This window comes from Phyllobacterium sp. YR531 (assembly GCF_000282595.1).
Classification (GTDB): domain Bacteria; phylum Pseudomonadota; class Alphaproteobacteria; order Rhizobiales; family Rhizobiaceae; genus Phyllobacterium.
This window is the reverse complement of record NZ_AKIZ01000032.1, coordinates 1-24,408: the sequence shown is the minus strand read 5'-3', so window position 1 is coordinate 24,408 and position 24,408 is coordinate 1. Positions and strand designations below refer to the sequence as shown.

Annotated in this window: 19 protein-coding genes; 16 read left to right on the top strand and 3 right to left on the bottom strand. The window is 52.0% G+C overall.

Annotated features, from left to right (window positions below):
- The first annotated feature begins 648 nt into the window (after window positions 1–648).
- From efeU to PMI41_RS17665, 15 genes are all read left to right on the top strand, one after another.
- A complete protein-coding gene (gene efeU / locus PMI41_RS17735) occupies window positions 649–1,488 on the top strand; it encodes an iron uptake transporter permease EfeU (RefSeq protein ID WP_008127138.1) in 840 nt (279 codons plus the stop codon).
- 16 nt (window positions 1,489–1,504) lie between these two features.
- A complete protein-coding gene (efeO, locus tag PMI41_RS17730; RefSeq protein ID WP_008127137.1) occupies window positions 1,505–2,692 on the top strand; it encodes an iron uptake system protein EfeO in 1,188 nt (395 codons plus the stop codon).
- 5 nt (window positions 2,693–2,697) lie between these two features.
- Entirely contained in the window at window positions 2,698–3,993 is a 1,296-nt protein-coding gene (efeB, locus tag PMI41_RS17725) for an iron uptake transporter deferrochelatase/peroxidase subunit (RefSeq protein WP_008127136.1), read from the top strand.
- Window positions 3,994–4,005: 12 nt separating this feature from the next.
- Window positions 4,006–4,833, top strand: coding sequence for an iron uptake system protein EfeO (efeO, locus tag PMI41_RS17720; RefSeq protein ID WP_008127135.1), 828 nt, complete (start codon window positions 4,006–4,008; stop codon window positions 4,831–4,833).
- Window positions 4,834–5,014: 181 nt separating this feature from the next.
- Complete coding sequence (locus PMI41_RS17715; protein ID WP_008127133.1) at window positions 5,015–5,587, top strand: GbsR/MarR family transcriptional regulator; 573 nt, start codon at window positions 5,015–5,017, stop codon at window positions 5,585–5,587.
- 4 nt (window positions 5,588–5,591) lie between these two features.
- Window positions 5,592–7,337: a thiol reductant ABC exporter subunit CydD gene (cydD, locus tag PMI41_RS17710; protein WP_008127132.1), complete on the top strand. Its 1,746-nt coding sequence runs from the start codon at window positions 5,592–5,594 to the stop codon at window positions 7,335–7,337.
- The gene (locus PMI41_RS17705; protein ID WP_008127131.1) at window positions 7,334–9,022 is read left to right on the top strand and encodes an ATP-binding cassette domain-containing protein; all 1,689 of its coding nucleotides are present in this window, start codon (window positions 7,334–7,336) and stop codon (window positions 9,020–9,022) included. Before cydD ends, PMI41_RS17705 begins: the two co-directional genes overlap by 4 nt.
- A 70-nt stretch (window positions 9,023–9,092) precedes the next feature.
- The gene (locus PMI41_RS17700; RefSeq protein ID WP_008127130.1) at window positions 9,093–10,670 is read left to right on the top strand and encodes a cytochrome ubiquinol oxidase subunit I; all 1,578 of its coding nucleotides are present in this window, start codon (window positions 9,093–9,095) and stop codon (window positions 10,668–10,670) included.
- Between the two features lie 5 nt (window positions 10,671–10,675).
- Window positions 10,676–11,830, top strand: coding sequence for a cytochrome d ubiquinol oxidase subunit II (cydB, locus tag PMI41_RS17695; RefSeq protein ID WP_008127129.1), 1,155 nt, complete (start codon window positions 10,676–10,678; stop codon window positions 11,828–11,830).
- Between the two features lie 16 nt (window positions 11,831–11,846).
- Window positions 11,847–11,975 (top strand): cytochrome bd-I oxidase subunit CydX, encoded by a 129-nt coding sequence (cydX, locus tag PMI41_RS17690; protein WP_008127128.1) that lies wholly within the window; start codon window positions 11,847–11,849, stop codon window positions 11,973–11,975.
- A gap of 236 nt (window positions 11,976–12,211) precedes the next feature.
- Window positions 12,212–13,411, top strand: coding sequence for a plasmid partitioning protein RepA (repA, locus tag PMI41_RS17685; RefSeq protein ID WP_008127127.1), 1,200 nt, complete (start codon window positions 12,212–12,214; stop codon window positions 13,409–13,411).
- Between the two features lie 82 nt (window positions 13,412–13,493).
- Entirely contained in the window at window positions 13,494–14,459 is a 966-nt protein-coding gene (repB, locus tag PMI41_RS17680) for a plasmid partitioning protein RepB (RefSeq protein WP_008127126.1), read from the top strand.
- A 154-nt stretch (window positions 14,460–14,613) separates the two neighbouring features.
- The gene (repC, locus tag PMI41_RS17675) at window positions 14,614–15,903 is read left to right on the top strand and encodes a plasmid replication protein RepC (RefSeq protein WP_008127125.1); all 1,290 of its coding nucleotides are present in this window, start codon (window positions 14,614–14,616) and stop codon (window positions 15,901–15,903) included.
- 424 nt (window positions 15,904–16,327) lie between these two features.
- A complete protein-coding gene (gene dapA / locus PMI41_RS17670) occupies window positions 16,328–17,233 on the top strand; it encodes a 4-hydroxy-tetrahydrodipicolinate synthase (protein ID WP_008127124.1) in 906 nt (301 codons plus the stop codon).
- A 122-nt stretch (window positions 17,234–17,355) separates the two neighbouring features.
- A complete protein-coding gene (locus tag PMI41_RS17665; RefSeq protein ID WP_008127123.1) occupies window positions 17,356–18,573 on the top strand; it encodes an SGNH/GDSL hydrolase family protein in 1,218 nt (405 codons plus the stop codon).
- 137 nt (window positions 18,574–18,710) lie between these two features.
- Here the strand turns inward: PMI41_RS17665 and PMI41_RS17660 are convergent, their stop codons facing one another.
- On the bottom strand, window positions 18,711–19,058 hold the full coding sequence (locus PMI41_RS17660; RefSeq protein WP_244423974.1) for a WGR domain-containing protein: 348 nt from the start codon (window positions 19,056–19,058) through the stop codon (window positions 18,711–18,713).
- Between the two features lie 415 nt (window positions 19,059–19,473).
- Here PMI41_RS17660 and PMI41_RS17655 point away from each other — a divergent pair, with 415 nt between their 5' ends.
- Window positions 19,474–20,517: an AraC family transcriptional regulator gene (locus PMI41_RS17655; RefSeq protein ID WP_157179435.1), complete on the top strand. Its 1,044-nt coding sequence runs from the start codon at window positions 19,474–19,476 to the stop codon at window positions 20,515–20,517.
- A 19-nt stretch (window positions 20,518–20,536) separates the two neighbouring features.
- Here PMI41_RS17655 and PMI41_RS17650 read toward each other — a convergent pair whose 3' ends face one another.
- Window positions 20,537–21,079: a MarR family transcriptional regulator gene (locus PMI41_RS17650; RefSeq protein WP_008127121.1), complete on the bottom strand. Its 543-nt coding sequence runs from the start codon at window positions 21,077–21,079 to the stop codon at window positions 20,537–20,539.
- 40 nt (window positions 21,080–21,119) lie between these two features.
- Window positions 21,120–24,302 carry a hypothetical protein gene (locus PMI41_RS17645; RefSeq protein ID WP_008127112.1) on the bottom strand — a complete coding sequence of 1,061 codons (3,183 nt, stop codon included), beginning with the start codon at window positions 24,300–24,302 and terminating at the stop codon, window positions 21,120–21,122.
- Between the last annotated feature and the right edge of the window lie 106 nt (window positions 24,303–24,408).

Sequence of the window (24,408 nt, the reverse complement as noted above, 5' to 3'; positions counted from 1 at the left end):
CCATCGGAGGCGCCCATCCTTCCCCAACTTCGAACGGCTCCGGAAGCAGTTCCCCGCGGGAGGACACGCAAAGAATAAATCAGTGCTGATGCTGTTGGATAAGTTTTCTGATTTATTTCAGCACGACTGTTATGCGTGGTTCGCCCTTCGACACGCTCAGGAGGGCTCACCATGAGGAGGGTGGTGGGGGCAGGGAGACCCGATTTGCAACGGTGGTGACAATCTATGCAATCGACATACCTTCCTCACGGTGAGCCCAGTTGAACCACGCATTACATCGATGCCCTCTTCCGCCATGCTGAGCCTGTCGAAGGGCGAACCACGCATAAATTTGATGCAAATCACCTTTGCCTGTTGAAGCGAGAACATCGCAAGTACTGGCTCCTTGCAACCCGGTCACTTTCCCATCGTGAGCCTCGTCGAACCACGCACAGAAGAAATGTGAGCCCGTTTAAGTTTGCCAACCGGCAGGCCAATGATCTATCGAATCGTGACAAAACCAGTCAACATATGGAAAAGATTAAGTTATTTTTGTTTTTCGTATTATTAGAATTCTTCTAATATATTGTTATTGCTTCGTTTTTCGCGGCGGTCTATGACTCCGGCGACCTGCCTGTCATCCAAGTCAAGCAGGCGTTGAGGTTATAGATGCTCGTTCCATTCCTGATAATGCTGCGTGAAGGTATTGAGGCGGCTTTGATCGTCGGTATCGTTGCCAGCTATTTGAAACAGACCGGACGCGGTGCCTGGATGCCGGCGGTGTGGGTGGGTATCCTGCTTGCGGTGGCCTTATCACTTTTTGCCGGCGCCGCTCTGCAGATGGTCAGTGCAGAATTTCCTCAGAAAGCTCAGGAGTTCTTTGAGGCAATTGTAGGCGTAATCGCTGCTTTCATACTCTTATCCATGGTCTTCTGGATGCGTAAGGCAGCACGCTCGATCAAATCCGAACTTCACGCATCAATAGACAATGCTCTCGCACATTCATCGGGGCAGGCAACAGCATTGATTGCAATGGTGTTTTTTGCTGTTGCCCGTGAAGGCTTGGAGTCAGTCTTCTTTCTGTTGGCAATATTTCAGCAAAGCACCAATAATGATGCATTATTGGGTGCGCTGTTTGGCATATTGCTCTCTGTCGTACTCGGTTATGGCATCTATGCCGGTGGTATTCGACTGAATCTTCGCCGCTTCTTCTATTGGACCGGAATTTTCATTCTGATTGTTGCTGCCGGCATCTTGTCCGGATCACTACGCCATTTTCACGAAGCCGGGGTCTGGAACAGCCTCCAGACAGTTGTAGTGGACTTGAGCGATGTTCTACCGGTTGGCAGTCCACTTGGCACATTGCTGTCAGGCATATTTGGCTACCAGGACGCGCCGACACTGGGTGAGGCGATCGTCTATATTGTGTTCCTGACCGTAAGCCTTTTCTTCTTCCTGCGCCCTGCGAGTGCTCCGGCACCTGCGACAGCGCCAAAACCTTCCCGTTGATCAAGAGAGTCGCCTAATGACCAGCAAAACAGGCCCAGCTTCCACCCCTCCTTCGCAGAAGCTGATGAAACTTGCTGTCGCAGGTGCCGCAATACTTGCTGTTGCGGGTGCTGGAGCGTTCTATTTCGCGTCGAAGAACATGAAATCCGGCACGCCGGACAATGCTGTTGTCGTTACGATCAAAGATGGCACTTGCGATCCCAATGCCATTACTGTCCCTGCGGGGCGCTCAACATTCAAGATCATCAACAATTCGGATCGTGCCCTTGAGTGGGAAATCCTTGATGGCGTGATGGTTCTTGAGGAACGGGAGAATATTCTTCCAGGCTTTACCCAGACGATGCAGGCTAAACTGAAGGCAGGCGATTATGAGATTACCTGCGGACTTTTGAGCAGCCCGCGCGGCACACTACGTGTCACGCCTTCGGCCGAATCGGAAGCCGAGGCAGCCCGCCCTCCCCTCGTGTCTTTTGTCGGCGCTTTAGCGGAATTTCAGGTGTTCCTGATGACCCAGACCAACAGTCTGGTAAAAGCCGTTACCGCAATGGATGAAGCGATCAAAGCTGGCGATCTGGAAAAGGCCCGGGAACTTTATCAAAAAGCCCGTGCGCCCTATAAGCAGATTGAGCCAATGGCTGACCTGTTTGCCGATCTGCACAATGCCATTGACCCTATTGCCGACTATCTTGAAAAGCGCGAGCAGGACCCGGCATTCACCGGTTTCCATCGCATCGAATTCGGGCTCTATTCATCCAACAGCCTTGATGGACTTGCTCCAGTTTCGGCGAAATTGCTAGCTGATGTTACTGCCCTCAAAGACCGGGTTCGTGGTTTGCGCATACCGCCGGAGCAGATTGCAAAGGGCGCTGCGCGTCTCATGGGCTCGATTGCGGATACAAAGATTGCTGCTGGCGAGGATCATTATTCCAAAACGGACCTGCTTGATTTCGAAGCAAACCTTGCCGGGACCTCACGCATGATGGCACTTTTGAAGCCGGTTGCTGCACCGGCCGCGCCCACGGTTGTCGCGGATATCGAGACACGCCTCGCCGAGGCGAACACTGCTTTGGCTGCACTGCGTGGGACAGACGGCTACCCTGCCTATGACAAGGTGACGAAGGATAGCCGGGATGTCCTTGCACAGAAAATGAAGGCTTTGGCGGACTCTATTGACAAATTGAATACGGCGGTTGGTTTGGAGTAATTTCAGTGGAAAATAATACTGATAAATTTAAAACGACGCGCCGAAACGTACTGTTCGGCGCGGGTACTGCCGTGGTGGCCGGATTGTCTGGCGCTAACGCCGCGGAAAAACAGGGCGAGCAGGTTACCGATGCTCCTGTAAGTGACAAGACGCAGGAACGGCAATCATTTTACGGCGCACATCAGGCAGGGATCGTTACGCCACGCCCGGCTGCTGGCATGATCGCCTCTTTCCTTGTGCTTGCCAAAACTCCCGAAGAAGTTGAGCGTCTGTTCAAGACCTTGTCGCAACGGATCGCTTTCCTGATGAAAGGCGGCACTCCTCCAGTATTGGACGACAAGTTGCCCCCGGCCGATTCCGGTATTCTGGGTCCGGTGATCCCTCCGGATAACTTGACCATAACAATATCATTGGGATCGTCATTCTTTGATCAGCGCGACTGGTTGAAAGCCCACAAGCCAGTACGGCTTTCCCGCATGAAGGCATCGCGCAACGATGCACTCAATGCCAGCCTGTGCCATGGCGATCTTAGTCTGCAGTTCTGCTCCAATACGCCCGATACAAACATTCACGCATTGCGGGATATCTTAAAGAATCTGCCGGATTTCCTGGTGTTGCGCTGGAAGCAGGAAGGCTCGGTTCCAATGCTGCCGCCTAAACCGGATGGCAGCCACGAGACAGCGCGGAATTTCCTTGGCTTCCGAGACGGTACTGCCAATCCGGACAACAACAACGCCTCTCTTATGGACAAGATCGTCTGGGTCAATCAGGGCGACGAACCTAAATGGGCCCATCATGGGACGTATCAGGTCGTAAGGATCATTCGCAATTTTGTTGAATTCTGGGATCGCACGCCTTTGGCTGAACAAGAAGCGATCATGGGACGTAACAAGGCGAGCGGAGCGCCACATGGCGGAGTTGGTGAGTTTGATATCCCCGACTATTCGACCGACCCCGAAGGTAAAGTGACTGCGCTGGACGCGCATATCCGCCTTGCCAACAAGCGCAACAAAACCTCGGATGAGAATCTCATCTTCCGCCGGCCTTTCAACTATTCCAATGGTGTTACCAAGTCAGGCCAGCTTGAGCAGGGCCTGCTTTTCATCTGCTACCAGGCCGATCTTGAGAAGGGTTTCATCACCGTTCAAAAGCAGCTCGATGGTGAACCACTCGAAGAATATATCAAGCCGATTGGTGGCGGCTTCTTTTTTACACTGCCCGGCCCAGCGAACGAGGACGACTTCGTAGGCAGGACACTTCTTGAAGCGTCGGGTTATCAGGTGACCCGCATCAAACCCTAAAGGGGACTGAACATGAAACTGAAAGTGACACTCTCTGCAAGCCTATTTGCCATAACGGCAGCACTCCTGCCGCGTGTTGCCGCGGCGGAAGTCGCTCCGCTCGATCTGGTTGCCCCGATTGCCGACTATAAGATTTACGTATCCGAGAATCTGGAAAAGCTGGTTGCCGATACAAAAACCTTTACCGATGCGGTCAAGGCTGGTGAACTCGACAAAGCGAAGTCACTTTTTGGCTCAACACGCATGAGCTATGAGGCTATCGAACCGATCGCTGAGTTGTTCAGCGATCTTGACGGTTCCATAGATTCTCGTGCCGATGACCATGAAAAGGCTGAGAAGGATCCCGAATTCACAGGTTTTCACCGCATCGAATACGGCCTGTTCGCCGAAAACAGCACGAAGGACCTGGCACCGTTTGCCGATAAGCTCTTGGCTGACGTAACCGAACTCAACAAGCGCATCACCGAACTGACACTACCGCCTGAAAAGGTCGTCGGCGGCGCTGCTGCCTTGATGGAAGAAGTTGCAGCCACCAAGATTTCCGGTGAAGAGGATCGTTACAGCCACACGGATCTTTGGGATTTCAAGGCGAATTTCGATGGTTCGCGCAAGATTTTCGATCTGGTTCGCCCGCTGATCGAAAAGACAGACGGCGAGTTCATCACCAAGGTTTCGGGTAATTTCGACAAGGTGGATGTCACTTTGTCAAAGTACAAAAAGGGTGATGGCTATGAGCTCTACGACAAGCTTACCGACGATGACCGTGCGGTGCTTGCGGCTGCCGTCAACACATTGGCTGAAGACCTGTCCACTTTGCGTGGTAAGCTCGGCCTGAACTAAGCCTATTCTTTTCCAATCTGAAAGCCCGGCTGGATCGCTCGATCCAGCCGGGCTTTTTTGTTTGGACAAGCTGAAAAGGGCACAATCGTCGCACCCGGAGGGTTCATGTTGATGAGTACGATTTCCGAGAGTATTGTTATTTCAGTAATTACTGAAATAACTGTTGCAACGGGAAACATCGATGAACCTGCCGCCTCTTGTCCAATCCTTTGTCCTTCATTTTGGTGAGATGGGTAGCCGATGGGGTATCAATCGCACTGTCGGCCAAATCTATGCCCTTCTCTATGTCTCGCCCGAACCGCTCAACGCAGATCAAATTGTTGAATCACTTGGCATTTCCCGCTCAAATGTTTCGATGAGCCTGCGTGAGTTGCAGGCCTGGAACCTGGTGCTGTTGAAGCACTTGCCGGACGACAGGCGTGATTTTTTTACAACTCCTGATGATGTGTGGCAGATATTGCGGACACTGGCAGAGGAGCGGAAAAAGCGCGAAGTTGATCCGACATTGTCGGTTCTGCGCGAAATCCTGATGCAAAAACCAGCAAGCGATGCAGAGCGTCATGCGCAAGTGCGCATGGGCGAAATGCATAGCCTCATCGAGCGGCTGACCACCTGGTACGAGGATGTCAAGCAGCTTGAAACGGACCGCCTTGCGACGTTGCTGACACTTGGTGCGAAGGTTACGAAGCTGCTCGAAGCCAAGGACAAGATTGTTTCCCTTGGCAGGTCGAAGCGTCCGAGCGATAAGGGCTGAGACGATGAGCTCCGCGCAATCATCGGTGATAACAATCCCAAGGGATGGTTTGGCTGCTGAAGACATAGCGGAGCGGAACGCGTCTACAGTGTCTTTGGCGGACAGAAGGACGGGCAACGATAATATCCCGTCTCTGGTTCAGGCGCTGGCATCTCTCTTGTGGTTGCCGCAAGCGGCCTTGCTGGCGACAAGCGCCGAAATGATGGTTGCCGGTGATTTGGCGAATATCGAGTGGATTATTGCCGGTGTGATTGCCGTTGGGATTCTCCGGGCATTGCTGGATGCCTTTGGAACGCGGCTAGCCTTTCGTAATGCCCGGAGACGATTATCTGAAAAAAGGCGCGAAGCGATCCTCGCGCTTGCCCGGCGTTCGCCACTTGACATGGATAAACCCGCTTCAGGCTTGGCTGCGAGTGTGATTGCCGAGCAGGCGGAAGCGGTTTTGCCTTATCTTGCACGTTACAGGCCGGCGAGAATGAAGGCGACAATAGTTCCAGTCGGCATCCTGATCTGCATCTTTCCATTGTCGTGGGTTGCAGGTCTGGTGCTGTTGATTTCAGCGCCATTAATCCCGGTTTTCATGGCACTCATCGGATGGCGCGCGAAGGCTGCGAGCGAGAAACATCTGGCCGAGATGGGTGGCCTGAATGCTTTTCTGCTGGACCGGCTGCGTGGCCTTGCAACCATTCGCTCTCTGGGTGCGGTGGACCATGTTGCGCAGCGATTGCGGGCCAATGCGAACGAACTCCGAATCCGGACAATGGCTGTGCTGCGTATTGCTTTTCTGTCATCGGCCGTTCTTGAGCTTTTTGCCGCCCTCGGCGTAGCCATGGTCGCGGTTTATGTGGGATTTCATTTTTTGGGTCAGCTGGAGTTTGGCGCTTGGGGGTACCGCCTTAGCCTTGGTGAGGGCCTGTTTATCCTGCTTCTGGCACCGGCCTTTTTTGAACCCCTGCGTGAACTCTCCGCAGTTTGGCACGATCGCGCTGCCGGAGAGGCAGCAATCGAGGCGCTGGATCAGCTGTCGATTACCGGCATTGAGATGTCAGGTGGTGAAATGGAGCCACATCGCAGCGATCAGTCAGTCGGGGCAGCCAGTGTGGAGATTAAAGACCTGACGTTCAGCCATGCTGGATCTCAATTGCCTTTGCTGGATGGTTTTAACCTTGAGGTTCAGGCCGGAGAACGCGTAGCTCTTCTTGGAGCAAGCGGCTCGGGCAAATCCACTATACTGGCATTGATCGCAGGGCTGGCACCTTGCCAATCGGGATCAATCAGGATTGGTCAAAGCCTGCTGGATGAGAACAGCAGCGAATTGATCCGTAAGCGTTTGGCTTGGATCGGACAGAAACCGCACATTTTTTCCGGTACCGTATCGGACAATATCTGCCTGCGTCGCGCAGATATGGACGATGAAGACATCAATGCTGCGTTGCAGACCAGTCGCCTGCACAATGTGAGCAATGCAAAGGGCCACAACTATCTGGGCGAAGGCGGCGCAGGGCTTTCGGGTGGTGAAGTTCGGCGGCTGGCGCTAGCCCGGGCGGCAATCAAAAGCGATGCGGATATCATCCTTGCTGATGAACCTACGGCACATCTGGATATGGTGACTGCCAATGAAATTTCCGACAGCCTGTTGGCCATGTCAGCGGGCAAGACTTTGATTGTCGCTACACATGATCCGATTCTGGCACGGCGGATGGACAGGATCATTGTTGTCGGGGGTGCTGGCTCGGAGGGCGAAATATGAGGCTGTGGAACGCGTTTGGCCCCATTATCAGCCTTTTCCTTAAAGAAAGGCGAGGAATGCTTCTGGCGGGGGCTCTGCTGGCGGCTGCGACTGTCCTTGCAGGTATTGCACTTCTGGGTGTTTCCGGATGGTTTATTACGGCGACAGCAATTGCGGGTGCCTCCGCTGCAACGGCCCTTGTTTTCGATGTGTTCGCTCCCGCAGCGGCCATAAGGTTCCTGTCGCTTGCCCGCACTGCGTCGCGCTACGGTGAACGCCTGACGACGCATGAGGCAACATTGAGTGTGCTTGCCGGATTGCGGGAACAGCTTTTCAGAAAGTCGTCACAACCTAGCACAACGAATAGTTTGTCACTTCAGCCTTCCCGCACCTTATTTCGGCTGACGGCCGACATTGATGCTCTCGATTCTTTTTACCTGAGGATACTGGTGCCAGCTGCCGTCGCACTCGGCACTGCTATTGTCGTGCTTGTTGTGTTCGGAACAATGCATCTGCTATTTGGCTTGACCGTCACAGCATGGCTGCTGGTTGCGGGATTTGGAATTCCTATTCTTGCAGCGCGCTGGAGCGCACAACCGGCTCGCCGTCGTGCTCATGGCCTTGAAGCGCTTCGTTCACGCACGATCGATGTCGTTGCCGGACAGACGGACCTCGCCATGGCCGGGCAATTGCGGGCTTACAGGCAAACAGCCCTTGCCGCAGATACACGACTTGCAACCGCTGACGATGCTTTGAACATAATTGAAAGCAAAGTGATTGCTGGCTTTGGTATCGCCTCTGCAATATTGCTTGGTGCTGTGCTCTATGGCGCTGTCCATCTGGTCGAAGGCGGCGACATCAAAGTACCCATTGCTGTTTTGGGAATTCTGGTTTCGCTCGCGGCATTGGAGCCCTTTGCAGGTTTGAGACGTGGAGCCGTTGAACTTGGCAGAACCGTTTTGGCCGCCCGGCGGCTTGGACCCGGTCTGGTATCAGCCTCCCCTCCCCTCCCCTTTCAGGCGCCGACAGAGGATATGGCCATCGAGCTCAAGAACGTTTCCATACGTTTTGGAGCTTCCCCCCTCCCCTCGCTACAAGATGTTTCGTTTGTTCTTGAGCATGGTGAACGCCTGGCCATAACTGGCGCAAGCGGCGCGGGCAAAACGACGTTACTGGCGCTTCTGGCTGGCGAGGTTGAAGCGGAAAGCGGCGACGTAAAGTACCTTCCTGCAACCTTGCTTACACAAAGGACCGAGCTCTTTCAGGATAGTCTGCGAGACAACCTGCTTTTGGCTGCACCGGGCACGAATGATGATCGTTTGCTTGAAGTATTGGCTATTGCCGGTTTGGCTGAATTTATCGAAGCTTCGCCCGACGGGTTGAATACTCGGCTTGGAGAGGGTGGAATTGGGCTCTCCGGTGGCCAAGCGCGCAGATTGGCACTTGCCCGTCTATTGTTACGTAACGCACCTTTATGGCTGTTGGACGAGCCATCGGAGGGCATTGACGGTGAGACCGCACGCGATGTGCTCAAGCGCCTGGCTGATCAGATGGCACAGCACACTGTCATTATCGCAACACATATCAGGCGGGAGGCCGAGTTGGCGGATCGTCTGCTGGTGCTTGAACGTGGCCACGTCAAAGCATCACTCCACAGGGGCCAGCCGGAATATCATGCCTTCCTTGAAAGCTTGAGACCGGACTAGCCGTTTAATTTCAATCGGCCCGTGTGAAGCGTGCCGATCAACAGGGGGTCGGACAGTCCGACGCAAAGCAATGGAACTCGACATAGTAGCTCTCTCGCGCCTGCAATTCGCGATAACAGCCCTTTACCACTTTCTGTTTGTGCCACTGACGCTGGGTCTTTCCGTGCTGCTGGCGATCATGGAAACGGTCTATGTTATGACAGGCCGCGTCATCTGGCGGCAGATGACCAAATTCTGGGGAACCCTTTTTGGCATCAATTTCGCGCTCGGCGTCGCGACGGGTATCGTCATGGAATTCCAGTTTGGCATGAACTGGAGTTACTACAGCCATTATGTCGGCGACATTTTCGGAGCGCCGCTGGCTATAGAAGGTCTGATGGCCTTCTTCCTTGAAGCCACATTTGTCGGGCTGTTCTTTTTCGGTTGGGACAAGCTGTCGAAGGTTGGGCATCTCGCTGCCACATGGGCGGTCGCAGCTGGTTCAAACTTTTCTGCGCTATGGATTTTGATTGCCAATGGATGGATGCAAAATCCGGTGGGTTCGGCATTCAATCCACAAACAATGCGCATGGAAGTAACTGATTTCTTTGAGGTTTTATTCAATCCAGTCGCGCAGGCAAAATTTGTTCATACGGTTTCTGCAGGCTATGTAACCGCTTCCATTTTCGTACTGGGCGTATCTGCATGGTATGCGTTGAAAGGTCGCCACATCGAGATCGCGAAACGCTCGATGACGATTGCCGCATCATTTGGCTTGGCATCAGCGCTATCCGTTGTCGTTCTTGGTGATGAGAGCGGTTATCTTTCTACCGAGCACCAGAAGATGAAGCTGGCTTCAATTGAAGCCATGTGGAAAACCGAACCGGCTCCTGCTGCATTTACTGCATTCGGGTTTCCGGATCAGGAAGCGCGTGAGACACATTACGCGGTTCACATTCCATGGGTCATGGGGTTGATCGGAACGCGGTCCTTGACGACAGTCATTCCGGGTATTGAAGATCTTGTCGAGCATGCGGAAACGAGAATTCGCAAAGGCCTGATTGCATATGACGCGCTGCAGAAAATTCGCGAAGTCGGCAGTACGACCAAAGTGGGTGCGGACGTGCGAGAAGCTTTTGAAACGAATGGTGCCGATCTTGGCTACGCATTGCTTCTGAAGCGCTACGTGGATGACCCCAGACAAGCTTCGGATGAGCAGGTCGCCAAGGCCGCCTGGGATACTGTACCCCACGTGCCAACGCTGTTCTGGTCGTTCCGCATCATGGTGGGACTTGGCATGTTCTTTATTTTGCTGACCTTGACGTTTTTCATACTTTCGGTTCGCAGAAAGATTGATGCCTATCCATTTCTGTTGCGTATTGCTGTGTTCTCGATTCCCCTGCCCTGGATTGCTGCTGAGCTTGGATGGATCGTTGCGGAGTTCGGGCGTCAGCCTTGGATTATTGAAGGTGTGCTGCCAACAGCTGCGGCGGTGTCCAATCTGGGCGCCAAATCCTTGCTTATCACGATTGCAGGCTTCGTCGTCATTTACACGACCCTCTTCATCATCGAAATGGGCCTGATGCTGAAAGCAATCCGGAAAGGCCCTGAACCTGACCATGAACCGGAGGCAGCGCTTATTTCCACCCACATTGTTCCTGCGGAGTAAAAACCATGATCCTGCATCAATTTCTCGACTATGAGACCCTTCGCCTGATCTGGTGGGTGCTGCTTGGAACTCTCCTGATCGGATTTGCCATTACTGATGGTTTTGATCTGGGGATCGGAACCCTCCTCCCCTTCGTCGCCAAGAGCGATATGGAGCGGCGTATCGTTATCAATACGATTGGCCCGATATGGGAAGGTAACCAGGTTTGGCTGATCGTTGGTGGCGGCGTGATATTCGCGGCCTGGCCTCCCCTCTACGCCGTTTCCTTCTCTGGCTTTTACCTCGCCATGTTCGTGATACTGGCTTCACTGATTATCCGGCCGGTGGCGTTTAAATACCGTTCGAAGCGGGAAAGTGCTACATGGCGTTCCGCATGGGACTGGGCACTCTTTACGGGTGGTTTCGTTCCTGCGCTTATCTTCGGGGTGGCTGTCGGCAATGTGCTTCAGGGTGTCCCGTTCCGGTTCAACAATGAACTGCGTATTTTTTATGAAGGCACCTTTTTCGGGTTGCTCAATCCCTTTGCGCTATTGTGCGGCGTGCTGTCAGTGGCAATGCTTATTATGCATGGCAGTGCGTGGCTGATGATCAAGACATCAGGACCGGTAGCGGACAAAGCGAGGCGTTGCGGTATGGTCGCAGCTCCGGTGACCGTAATCATCTTCGTGCTTGCAGGATTCTTGCTTTGGTCCGGAATTGACGGGTACAGGATAACGAGTGTGATCGATAAGGCAGCACCGTCCAATCCTCTGCTGAAAACTGTAGTTATCGAGCATCAGGCGTGGTTCGCCAATTATGCCGAGCAGCCATGGCTATTGGCGGTGCCGGTTCTGGCGATAGTGGGAGCATTTGCGGCATTCTTCGGATTGAAAGCGAGGCGGGAAGGCTCCACCATGTTGCTCAGTGGTCTATCTGTGGCTTCGATCATAGCGACAGTCGGCGTATCGATGTTCCCGATCATTCTTCCCTCATCTCTTGATCCGCGATCAAGCCTCACTGTGTGGGATGCCTCATCAAGCCATCTCACACTGTTCATAATGCTGGTTGTCTCGGCGATCTTCATCCCGTTGATCGTTGCCTATACGAGTTGGGTCTACAAGGTTCTTTGGGGCAAGGTTGATGAGACTATGATTGGCGACAAAAGCGGCCACGCATATTAATCAGGAGTGAAATGATATGTGGTATTTTGCATGGCTATTGGGACTACCATTCGCAGCTGCGTTCGCTGTTTTGAACGCTATGTGGTATGAGCTTGTGGATGATGACAAATCACGGAAAAACAGCGACAATCCCGATGCGGGTTGAGCTTGTTTCTATGGTTGAATGCCGGTAGTTTACTGCGGTAAATTACCGGTTATTTTGTGAATGTACCGACGCTTGCCCCTTATGCAAATCGTGCGATCACTTCACAAGTCGTGGGTTATACCCCGCGCCGCTGCATCAGCTGCCTTAATTATCTTGCCGTAATGTGCGAATCGGAGCTTAATAGCGGTTGGTAAAACAATTGCTTTCAAAAAGCGCTATTAGAGGTTTCGATTTCGATGAATATCGCAGTGCCTCTGCCGAAGTTCGAGTTCGATGAGAAGATACTTGATCAAGGTGCAGAGATATCACGCCGGTTAAACCAGCTTCGGATGGAAAAATTTCCGCCGAATGCCAAGAAGACTCTGCGCCAATTTTCAATGGCGGAAGTAGCACATTATCTTGGCGTGACACAGAATAACCTCAAGCGCCTTCATCTGGAGGGCAAGGGCCCCGTGCCTGCCCAGGTGTCATCCGGCCGCCGCTCCTACACGGCGGAGCAAATGCTGGAGCTGAGACATTATCTCGATCGCAACGGTCGCACTGAAGTTAAAAAGTATGTCCCGCATCGCAAAGCCGGCGACAAGCTGCAGGTCATAGCTGTTGTCAACTTCAAGGGTGGATCGGGAAAAACAACCACTGCCGCTCATCTCTCGCAATATCTGGCGCTAACGGGTCACCGCGTTCTTGCCGTTGATCTCGATCCACAGGCTTCTCTTTCTGCCCTGCATGGCTTTCAGCCCGAGCTTGACCGCAATCTGTCACTCTATGAGGCCATACGCTACGACGAAGACCGGAAGCCAATTTCCGAAGTCATCCTGCCGACCAATTTTCCGGGGCTCGATATCATCCCTGCCAATCTGGAATTGCAGGAATATGAATATGACACGCCTCTTGCAATGCAGGACAAATCCTCACGGGAAGGCCGCCAGTTTTTCACCCGCATTGCAGCAGCACTCGAAGAGGTGGATAGCCGTTACGATGTAGTAGTGGTCGATTGTCCACCACAGCTTGGTTATCTGACGCTGACAGCGATGTCGGCTGCAACATCGGTATTGATCACTGTGCATCCGCAGATGCTCGATCTGATGTCCATGTCGCAGTTTCTGCTGATGCTTGGGGGCATTTTGAAGACAGTCAAGCAGGCGGGCGCAAAAGTTGAACTCGACTGGTTCCGTTACCTGATTACCCGCTATGAGCCGACAGATATTCCACAAGCGCAAATGGTTGGCTTCATGCAGTCAATGCTTGCCGAAGAGATTTTGGCCAATCCGATGCTCAAGTCCACGGCGGTTTCTGATGCCGGCTTGACCAAGCAAACGCTGTACGAGGTTGAGAAAACAAGCTTCACGCGCTCGACCTATGAGCGGGCAATTGAATCGCTGGACGCCGTCAATTCTGAAATCGTTGCCCTGATGCACCGAGCGTGGGGGAGATGAGATGATGCCGAAATTTACTGCGGTAAAACCGGGATATTTCAGCGGTATAACCGGCCGATTAGCGACGGGTGAGGGCAGGTAGATGGCGCGTAAGGATATTTTCAGCAGCGTTATGAACCCTGCTCCAGCCAATACCGACCGGAATGACGCGCTGTCCTATGTTGTCAGTGGTGCATCGCGGTCTATCAAGAGTTCTTTTGAGGAATTGGCGAAAGGCAGTGTGGTCGATCTTGATCCTGCCGTCGTCGACGGTTCATTTGTTTCGGATCGTATTGATGGTGATGATGAGGCATTTCAGGAACTGGTTGCTGCGATAAGGGAGAGGGGGCAGGATACGCCCGTTCTGGTTCGCCCGCATCCTACTTCCTCCGGACGCTATCAGATTGTTTTTGGCCATCGCCGCGTTAAAGCTGCTCGTGTTTTGGGCCGACCAGTTCGTGCCGTCATCAAGCCATTGGCCGATCAGGACCATGTTATTGCGCAGGGGCAGGAAAATGCGGCTCGCTCCAATCTGTCCTTCATAGAGCGGACCTTGTTTGCCAAGCGCCTTGCCGATCTTGGCTATGATCAGACAATAATCAGATCGGCACTCGCGCTTGATGCAACAACTTTCTCCAAGATGCAGACGGTATCCGGCTCAATTCCCGAAGATGTTATTTTGGCCATTGGCGCAGCCAAGGCGACGGGCAGGGATCGCTGGTGGCAGTTATCTAAGCTTTTGCAAGCATCCGGAAGCATTGAGAAAGCCCGACAGGTTCTCTCAACGGCGGATGCAACGTCTGTAGATGCCGATAAGCGTTTTGGTGTGGTTTTTGATACGCTCAGCAGGGCTGCCCGATCCAGTTCAAAGGCAAAGACACCTGCAGCTCGGACCTGGCAGTCAACGGACAAGTCAATCAAGGTGGATATGACGAATAGCGGAAAGGCATTCACGCTGGCATTAAAAGCGAAGAATGCGTCACGCTTCGGTGCATATCTTGCCGATAACCTTGAAGAGCTCTACCGGGCCTTCAAGGAATCGGAAACTGTAACAAAAACAGGAGATTAACCCGCAAAAGAAAAAAGCTCCCGAACGTTACCGTCGCGGAAGCCCTTCTCATGGTCTAGCAACTAGAGAATCGCATTTCCTCGAATCACTGTCAAGACTTTTTGGCGCCGTTTGAGCGAGTGGTTTTGTTTTGCCTTTAAGAAGGTAGAAGACAATGCAGACCGGACAGGCATTCACGACGCCCTTTGGGCGGCGGGCGCTATCGCTTGGCATGCTCGCAACACAGGCCTCGGCCAAGGAAGTTGACTCTGAGGCATCAATTGACAAGTGGAAGCTGTTTCGTAATTTGTGCGAAGCACGGCTGAGCCTTGGCATATCCGATAGGGCACTCGTCGTTTTGAACGCCTTGCTGACATTCTATCCTCAAGCTGAATTGAGGGAGGAACATGGCTTGGTAGTCTTCCCATCAAACGTGCAACTGTCATTGCGATCCCATGGAATGGCGCCAGCGACTTTGCGCAGGCATCTGAGCGCTTTGGTCGAGGCCGGTCTTATCTTTCGCAAGGACAGCCCTAATGGGAAGCGTTACCTGCGAAAAACGAGGACAGGGGAGGGCGGAGAGGCTTTCGGGTTCTCCCTGGCTCCATTGGTGGCACGCGAGTCGGAATTTGAAGCGCTGGCCGCGGAGGTGAGGGCAGAGAGACTTCAATTAAAGTTGCTGAAGGAACGCGTTACGCTGCTGCGCCGGAATATCGTGAAACTTATTGAGCTCGGTTTTGAGCAATTGCCTCACCTCGATTGGAACGACCACTATGAGCGGTTCAGGGCAGTTATAGGCAGCCTTCCAAGGCAGGCAATTGCGCTGGATTTGGAACCGGTAATTGACGGATTGGAATGTATTGAGATTGAAGTACTCAGCTTGTTGGAAAACAAGATAAATTCTCAAAAAACAAGCGCCAATGAATCTCAATCTGAGCGTCACAAACATAATTCAAATACACACAACTACACTGAACTTGAACTTGGCATAGAAAAAACCCAAGGCCGTAAAGTCGTACTTAACGAGATGGGTGAAGCAGACAGATCGGAAAGCTTGTCAAAGACAGTATCGACCATGCCAGACCGCGCAGGCGCTCAATCTTTGGCCGACGATATGAAACCTGTTCCACTGGGCCTGGTTCGGCAGGCTTGTCCGGAAATCGAAGCCTATGCCACAAATGGAATTACCACGTGGTCAGACCTAATGGGCGCTGCGGTTGTTGTGCGTTCAATGCTTGGCGTAAGCCCTTCCGCCTATGAAGAGGCCTGCGATATTCTTGGTCAGGAGAATGCAGCAGTTGTTGTTGCTTGTATCCTGGAGCGAGCAGCGCAAATTAGTTCGGCCGGTGGTTATTTAAGATCTCTGACAGATAAGGCCGCGAAAGGGGAATTTTCGGTCTGGCCGATGCTTCTGGCTCAGTTGAGGGCTAATGGCACGCACGTAAAACTGGTGACTGCAGGTTGATGGTAAGATGCTGTTGAAATTGCCTCGTCCAAATTCGGGTTGTTATAAACACATGGTATTTTTCCACGAACTTCCTGTAAGTCGTCGCTGGCAATGGAAGCTAAGTAGATATTAAGTGCTATAAGGAGAAAAAGATTAACCTAAACAATTAATTAATAGAGTGTACTTGTACATAGATCATTTTGGTTAGTTCACTTGGGTGCAAACGATCTTGGTATGGGGCGCTTGACACTTTTCATGCCTTGTAGCAGGAGTTGTCTATGGTTGAACGTTGCTACACGATATCGTCGAAAAAATCCCCCTTTTGGGGGAGGACGATCTTTGCGTAAAATAAATACCGCATTCTAAGATCGATCATCACCCCGCCGTCAGCGGGGTTTTTTGAATTCCCTGCCACCGGCTTTTCAGTACAGGGAAGAACATCATGCAATCATCAAAGCCGTCATTACATGGCATTTGGCTACCACTTATCACTCCGTTTTTAAATGATGAGCTGGACGAAACATCGCTGCGCCGACTTGTACAGCACTATGCCTCTCAGCCGATCGATGGGTTGATTCTAGGCGCGACAACCGGTGAAGGGCTGACTCTTGATCACGCGGAGGCTGAGCGACTGGTCAAGGTGGTGAAAGAGGAAGCGGAGCGGACAGGTTGGCAAATTCCACTGTATCTCGGTTTGGACGGCAGTCACACTAGAGAGGTAGTGAAGGATGTGGAACGGACGGCGTTATGGGGGATTGATGGCTATCTGATTGCCTGTCCCTATTACACGAGACCTTCACAGCAAGGGCTTTATGAGCATTTTGTTGCTTTGGCAAACAGTGCTTCGCGCCTTATCATGATTTATAATATCCCATACCGGACGGGCGTGAACATGAGCAACGAGACAATGCTGCGCCTGGCGGAACATCCGAATATTATCGGGGTGAAGGATTGTTGTAATGATCCGGCACAAAGCTTCGATCTGCTGCGTTACCGGCAATCCGGGTTCACCGTTTTGACCGGTGAAGATGCACAATTTTTCAACGCCATAACACAGGGTGCCGACGGCGGAATACTTGCGTCTGCTCACATTAACGCAAGTGCTTTTGCATCTGTCCGACATCTGTTGGGAGAAGGCGATTGGAAACGAGCGCTTGAAAACTGGCGGCTGCTCGTTGATTTGCCAAGACTGCTTTTTGCTGAACCCAGCCCCGGGCCTGTCAAGCACTGGCTATGGCGTGCTGGTTTGATTGATAGTCCCGAGGTTCGTTTGCCCATGACTGCGATCAGCGAAGGGCTTGCCGCCCGGATTGATGATTTGGTTTTCTCCATGTCCAAGGAGCATTGATCAAATGTGCGGTCGTTATCTAACGAATGCTTGTTGTCAAACCCAACCCACTCTGCGTAGTTTTTACCTTGGCAAACCAGATGCCTGACATCGCGCAATTGCCAAAACCCAGGGAGAGAGAAATGAGTTTTAAGAGCACAACATTACGGTTGTTTGCCGCTTATCTGATCATGGCATTCTCATTTATTAATGCAGCTTCTGCACAAGAGAACTGGCAGGGGAGCTGGGGTGCCAGTCCTGCCTTTGCTGTTGGACCGGAATTGAACAATGCCACAATCCGCCAATATGTCCGGATCAGTGTAGGAGGTTCTAAAGTCAGATTTCGGTTCTCCAACGAAACGGGCACTCAGCCTTTGGTCATCGGTGCAGCGCGTGTTGCCAGGCCGGGCAACGCACCGGGCTCCATCGATCCCGCCAGCAGTAAGGTACTGACCTTTGGCGGCCAGAATTCGATCACCATACCAGCGGGAGCACCGGCAATTTCCGATCCTGTGGATTTGAGCGTTGCGCCATTTGAGACTTTGGCTGTGAGCCTGTTTCTTTCGCGCTGGACCGGACCTTCAGTTGTCCATCCTCTCGGGGAGCAGACAGCTTACCTCTCGGAAGCTGGCGACAGTACAGAAGCATCTTCATTACCAGATGCAAAAACCTCAACCATGCGCTTCCTGCTTTCAAGGGTAGAGGTGGCAGGGGAGGGCAGCACGCTGGTAACGCTTGGGGATTCAATTACGGACGGCTATAGTTCCGGGGTGGATGTGAACAAGCGCTGGCCTGATGTTTTGGCGGAGCGGTTGAAAGCTGACGGCGCGAAGGTTGGTGTCGTTAATGCCGGCATCAGTGGCAATCGTATTTTACATGATCAGCCGGAAGCAATGTTTGGTCCAAGCGCTCTGTCGCGTCTTGATCGTGATGTCCTGTCTGTTCCCAACCTGCGTTGGGTCGTAATCATGGAAGGTATCAACGATATTGGCCATTCTACATCTGCGGGTCTGTCTGAACAGAATGTCACTTCTGACGAAATCATCGGTGGGCTGAGACAGCTTATTAGCAGAATTAAAGGCCATGGCGCAAAGGCCTATTGTGCAACCCTTACACCCTATGAGGGAACAGTGTTCGCCAACTACTACAAGTCTGAAGGCGAAGAAAAACGGCAGGCGGTCAATGAGTGGATCAGAAACGGCAAAAATTGCGATGCGGTGATTGATTTTGATGCGGCGGTTCGTGATGCTGCGAATCCCAAAAAGCTTCGCGCCGAGTTTGATGAGGGTGACCATCTGCATCCGAATGCGACAGGCTATAAAGCCATGGCAGATTCTATCGATCTCGGCTTGTTTCGATAAACGGCAAGAAAAATGAATGATCGACCGGCTTGGTGAGACGAGCCGGTCGGTCCCAAACCTCCGAGAGATGATCGTAAAAAATTGGGTCTCAATTCTACAGCCTCGATCAAATCTGTGTTTCCGCGGTTTATCAACAATTATTCAGTGTAACCTCTGCGACGCCTGCGAAGAGCCAGTTGCTCAAATTTGGCGGTGGCTTCTGAATGGCTGGAAAAGGTGAGCAGTTTCTGCTGACCTCGCGTGCCAATGCGACCCCATGCCCGCACTATGGCAAGCTCTCCGAATAATGTCGGCTGCAAAGACAGAGCATAGTGTCTGGCCATGTTGCGCGCAGCATCTCGACGCTGAAAATGTAGCTCGATTTGTTTATCTGTCATCGTCACAGAATCGGACGTCAGCAGCGGGAAATCCAATTCAAAGATTGAATCAATAAGTTCTGATCGATTCATTCCAGTGATGAGTGAGGAACAGGTTTCGATAGTCACCTAAGTTATGGATGGAATAGTATAGCCAAAAAATAAATAAATGCTCATTCAAATCTGGAATATATCTTTACCTGTTAATTTAATAGTGATTGCATTATGCACAATCCTATAACAATGACACATACTTCGTGATTAATGCGAACACATGCTTTCAACGCGAAGCAAATATACCATAGATGTTCGATGCAAATCTTAGATTTCAGAGAATAAACATTCGCCAAGCAAAATTTTTTGTTGGCCATGGGTTGACACTTGTGCAAAATATCCCGAGTAAATGCCCAAAAAACAAGCAAATGCTCAATTTATGATCGCTCAAGTTTGAGAGATGCCGCCACAGCCTAAATCGAAGTGTGTAGAAGTAACTAGAACATAATCATTATTAATGCGGCTGCAGGAATGCGTTGCAAAAACCTCTGTGACAAATGCCTCTTTGTACGAGATGACTAAGATGATTAGAGCCGAGCTAAACAGAACAACGTTCTCCTGCCGGGATATTGCCGCCATACTTCGGCTTGGTCGATTGCCAGCGGAAACAGACGCGCATGATGTACGTGCGGTCAATCATTCGCCGATCAAAGGTGAGTTTACCGTTCAAAGCGTTGTAAGCGGAATTCACACGGTCGTTTCAGACATCAGATGCAATGATGATTTTTCGCTCGTCAACCCGATGCGGTCTAGTCTGATGTGTCTGGTACTATTGGGAGGATCACCGATTACGGTGCACTCTTCTGGCAGGCCGGCAATTACACTCGACCATCAGCGGCCCATCATCCTGAATTTTTCTCACAATGAATTGCTGGAGCTGCGCCAAAAAGCGGGATCGCGAAGTGCAGTGGGCGGAATAGTTATCTGCCCGGAAAAAATTCAATCGCCACCATGGTCTTCATATATTAGCGATTTCTCTCCCTTGCTGGATTTTTATGCCAGACCCAATAATTACCTGAAGCTGCTGCCATCGCAGCGCTGCGTGCGATTGGTGAGCGAGATACTGTCACACAACTATAACGGTAAGCTGAGGAAGCTTTATCTGGAAAGTGTAGTCCTGGCATTTATCGTCGAGATAATCCGGTTGATGCAGGTCCGGGATTCACATTCAGAGGGGCTCAACTTGAAGCACTTTGGAAAGGTGCTCGCTGCGCGGGAAATAATTGACAGTGATATTGTAAATCCCCCGACGGCTCATGAATTATCTCAACAGGTAGGTGTAAATATTACTACGCTGAGAATTAATTTCAGGATTGCATTCAACAACAGCATAGGTGGCTATATCCATGACCGCCGCCTGGATAAGGCTCGCGCACTTTTACGGACTCAAGCGCCTTTGATTGCGGATGTGAGCCGTTTGGTTGGATATACAAATGCGACCGCTTTCGCGACGGCCTATCGCAAGCATTTTGGCTATCCACCCAGTCAGGAAGTCAAAACTGAGAGTGAAATGGATCGAAGATCTGCAGTGTGAGATCTAGCGCTTTCGGGGCTTAATCCTGCTGCCCTGAAAATTCGCAAAGCAACTGCTCAAGACGCAACAAAGTATCATAAGTTATCGCGATTTCGTCACCGCGCTCATGATATTGAGCCGCTTGATGGGATAGTTTTTCAATGCTCGAATCGATATCTGCACAGATTTCGCGGGCCTTTGGCAACATGGTCAGATGGATGTTACGCCGATTACTCTGCGAGATATTGCGTTCGATATAGGCGTTTTCTTCCAGACCATTGATATAGTATGTCAGGTTCGATCCTTTGACACCCAACTGATCACCCAGGTCACCAATTGCCGAATAACCATCACGCAAGGTGAATAGCAGCATAAGCTGGGCAGGTCCGATATCCTGAACGCCAAGCCTGTTTAACTCGGCCTGAAGGAGCGCAGACAATTTCCGGCCAAGGCGATTAACCGAAGACCCCACTCTGAACAGGGTAATCGCCGGCCCGCCACTGACCTGTAAACGATCTGCAGAAATACTGGTCCCATCGGAAAATCCGTTTTCAAAAGTCAGTCCATTCTTATGCAAGTACATTTCTCCAGCTCCTCCCGGCGGTGTCCGTTCTCGGCTTTTTTCAGGTAGACTTCCTGCCAGCTTCTGTATCCGTGCTGCCCCATGGACGCCAATCATCGGTCTTGCGTTCACTTCCATGCGGCCCGCTTGACGATGTTGATCCACTCAAATGCTTCTCCCAAAGATTCTTGCCGTTGGGATCGCCATCCTTGTGAAGATAAGGGGCAAGGCGGAAGAGGGAGCTACCCTTCTTCCCATCTGTTTCCTTAAAATGTTTCCATTCATCGGCCTGGAACTCGTAGATGGATTTGTCGTCGGCCGAGTCGCGGCCGCCATACATGTAGCTGGCGTAGCGTGCATATTCGAGCTTGTCGCCCCAGTCGTCCTTGGTCACGCCGGCATCGGCAAGATCCTTGAAAAACTGGCCTTGGGAATCGGTCAGTTTTTGCATTTTGGCATGCTCGACAGCCTCGGCGATCAATGTACCTGCAACACCGAATATCAGGCCGGCGACTCCGAGTACGGGACCGGCTACCCGGGCGCCGATTGCCAGACCGCGCACGACAGTTGAGGCGATATCACCGGCCAGCTTCGCCGCCAGATGCCCTCCTTTGGGAGCAAACATGGAGATGGTGTTTGCGACCGCCGAGCCTGTTCCGGCAACGCCTGTGCCAAGGGAGAAAGCGGCATCGGCTTTCTCCAGCGCGGTTTCGGCTTTTTGAAGTTTGCGGGCACCCGAAACGATATCCATGACACCGCCGGTCAAGTCCAACCCTGCTCCACCCATGAAGCGCAGGAATGAGCGGCCTGCTGCTGCCACGGCATTGGGTTTTTTGCCATTAGGGCCATCTTTGACACCCATAGCCTCGCCAAGGGATTTGATGGTTTTTTCATAATCCTTGAGTTCGTCAGGAGTGAACTTGGTCACATCATAAGATTTGAGGTTCTCTGACGATTTTTCAATCCGTTCGTTGATCTCAGTAGCCAGCTTGTCCGATTTGGTGTCTTTCTTGCCCCATATGTCAGGGAAGTTCTCATCAATCAGGCCAAGCCATTCCGTGGCTTTGATTTTAGGCTGTGGTTTGCCATCAGCACCATTGGCCGTATCAGCTTTCTGAGTGCCGCCAAGTGTTTCTACAATGTTTGAACCGAATTTGAGAAAATCGGGAGTTGCACCCAGTCCGCCGACGAGATCGCGGGCGGCTGCCAACTGCTCGTCCGGTGTCATTTCGCTCCAGCTGCCGCCATTGGCAATCTGCAAGGCACCACTGACAAGGTTCATTGTGCCGGATATGGCACCGAGCGTTCCTGTGTCACTGGCAGTGTGCAATGCTTTCTTGAGTGATCCAGCGGTCTCTTCACGACCAGTGGAGAGACCCTTGAGCTGCTCGTCGACAACTTTGTCGATAGTCTTTGGATCGCCTGTTGCGGCGGCCTGTCTGATGGCTGCTGCAATCTTGCTGTTGTCTTCAGGCTTCAGGCCCTCAATTCGGCCATCCAGGATATCGAATTCGTCCTGCATCTTCTTGTAAAGGTCGTAACCTTTGTCGCCCTTGTCGAGCGCACCAAGGGTCGTGTTGAGACCACCCTTGATCATGGAGAATGTTGAGCGCAGACCATTCTCGACGTTTTCGGGCTTCACCGTTTCCGGCTTTTCCATGTAAGTGTCGAGCTGATGCGTCATCATGTTCTGATCGAAGGTCTGGCGCCGCGCCGCATAGCTGTCCGGCTCGAGGATGCGCAGAGACTCGAAATACCGGTCCACATCCAGTTCAGCCATTTCCGACTTCTTGGGATCGCCAGAATCATTCATGGCGATCACATATTCTTCAAATTTCAGATTAGGGTCGCGGCTGTCCTTGTTGAACAGGGCAGGGAATACCTGCTCTCGGACCTCATTGAGTGTTCCTTCCGGGAGTTCGCTGACGGCTTTCTTGAGCTCCTTGTCGTACCGGTCCTTGATACCATCCTTCTGCATCAAGGTGGAGATTTCCTTGGCGAGTTTTTCCTCGTCAATTAGTTCCTTGACATCATGGCCGTTGAGCTTGGTGGGGTCCTTGTCCGATTCCCGATAGGTGCCGCTGCCCAGATTGATGGCTTCAGCATAACCATAAAGGTCATAGCCATTGTCGACAGCCGCCTGACCATCCATCAGTTTGACAATCTTGGCCTCGTCGGAATCTTTGGCAAGTTTTCCGCTTTCAATGTCGTCCTTGATGCCTTTAACGAAACTCTCAGCAGTCTTTGCGCCAACGGTTTTGTCACCATACAGCTCCATATCCATAATGCCTTCCGCACCAAAGGATGGAATACCGTACTTGTCGCGCAGTTCCTGCACTGATTTTGGTTCGTCCGGCGGGGCGGCTTTGTCTGAATAGGCTTTGGGGGTGATGTGAATGAGATCACCCTTCAGATTGGAATAACCATACTTCCCGAAGTCCTGAAGACGGCCTGCCTCCGTACCGTGTTTGGCATCGCCGCCCTTGGTAAAACCGTCGATTTTGCCGTTACCTTTTTCGTCTCCTGAGTATAGCCGGTCGTCATCAGTGATCCGCTTGCCGGACTCATCCAGGTTTTCGACGTGTTCTACGACCTGGCTGGCGCGGTATGCGGCATCGGCGTCGTTCTCATAGTCGCCGACACGCTTCTTGAGGTTGTCTTTGACGTTGCTTTGATTGCCGAGATTGCGCAGGAGAGGAGTATCGTCGATGATTTCCTTGGCGGAACGCTTGTCACCATCGGGGCGTTTTTGATTTTCACCAATGTCCGACTTGACGATTTCGCCTTTCAGATTGGAATAGCCATATTTGCCGAAATCTTGCAGGCGACCTGCCTCAGTGCCATGCCTCGCCTCACCATCCTTGGTAAAGCCGTCAATGCTGCCGTTCCCTGTATCCTTGCCGTCGGTAAGCTTACCGTCTTCATCGACGTTTTCGACATGTTCCAGGACCTTGACGGCACGGTAGGCAGCGTCAGCGTCATTTTCGAAATCACCTACCTGCTTCTTCAGATTGTCCTTGACGCCACTCTGGTTGCCAAGATTGCGGAGCAGGGGCGTATCATCAATAATTTGCTTCGCGGTACGGTCATCGCCTTCGGGCCGCTTTTGGCCTTTGCCCATTTCATTTTTAGGTGGATTGTCCGCGACGGCCTTATTTACTTCTTTCTCCCAGACGGCGGCTGCCACCGCATCCTTGTCAGTTGCTCCCGCATCCTTGGAAAGATTTGTGGCTTTGACAGTCATTGTACGTCCTCCACCTAAAACAAATGTTCAATCGTATCCGGTTTATCCTGCTTCTTTGTCGAACCCTTATACTTTCACTATCCCGCTAGAACGTCAGGACGAATTC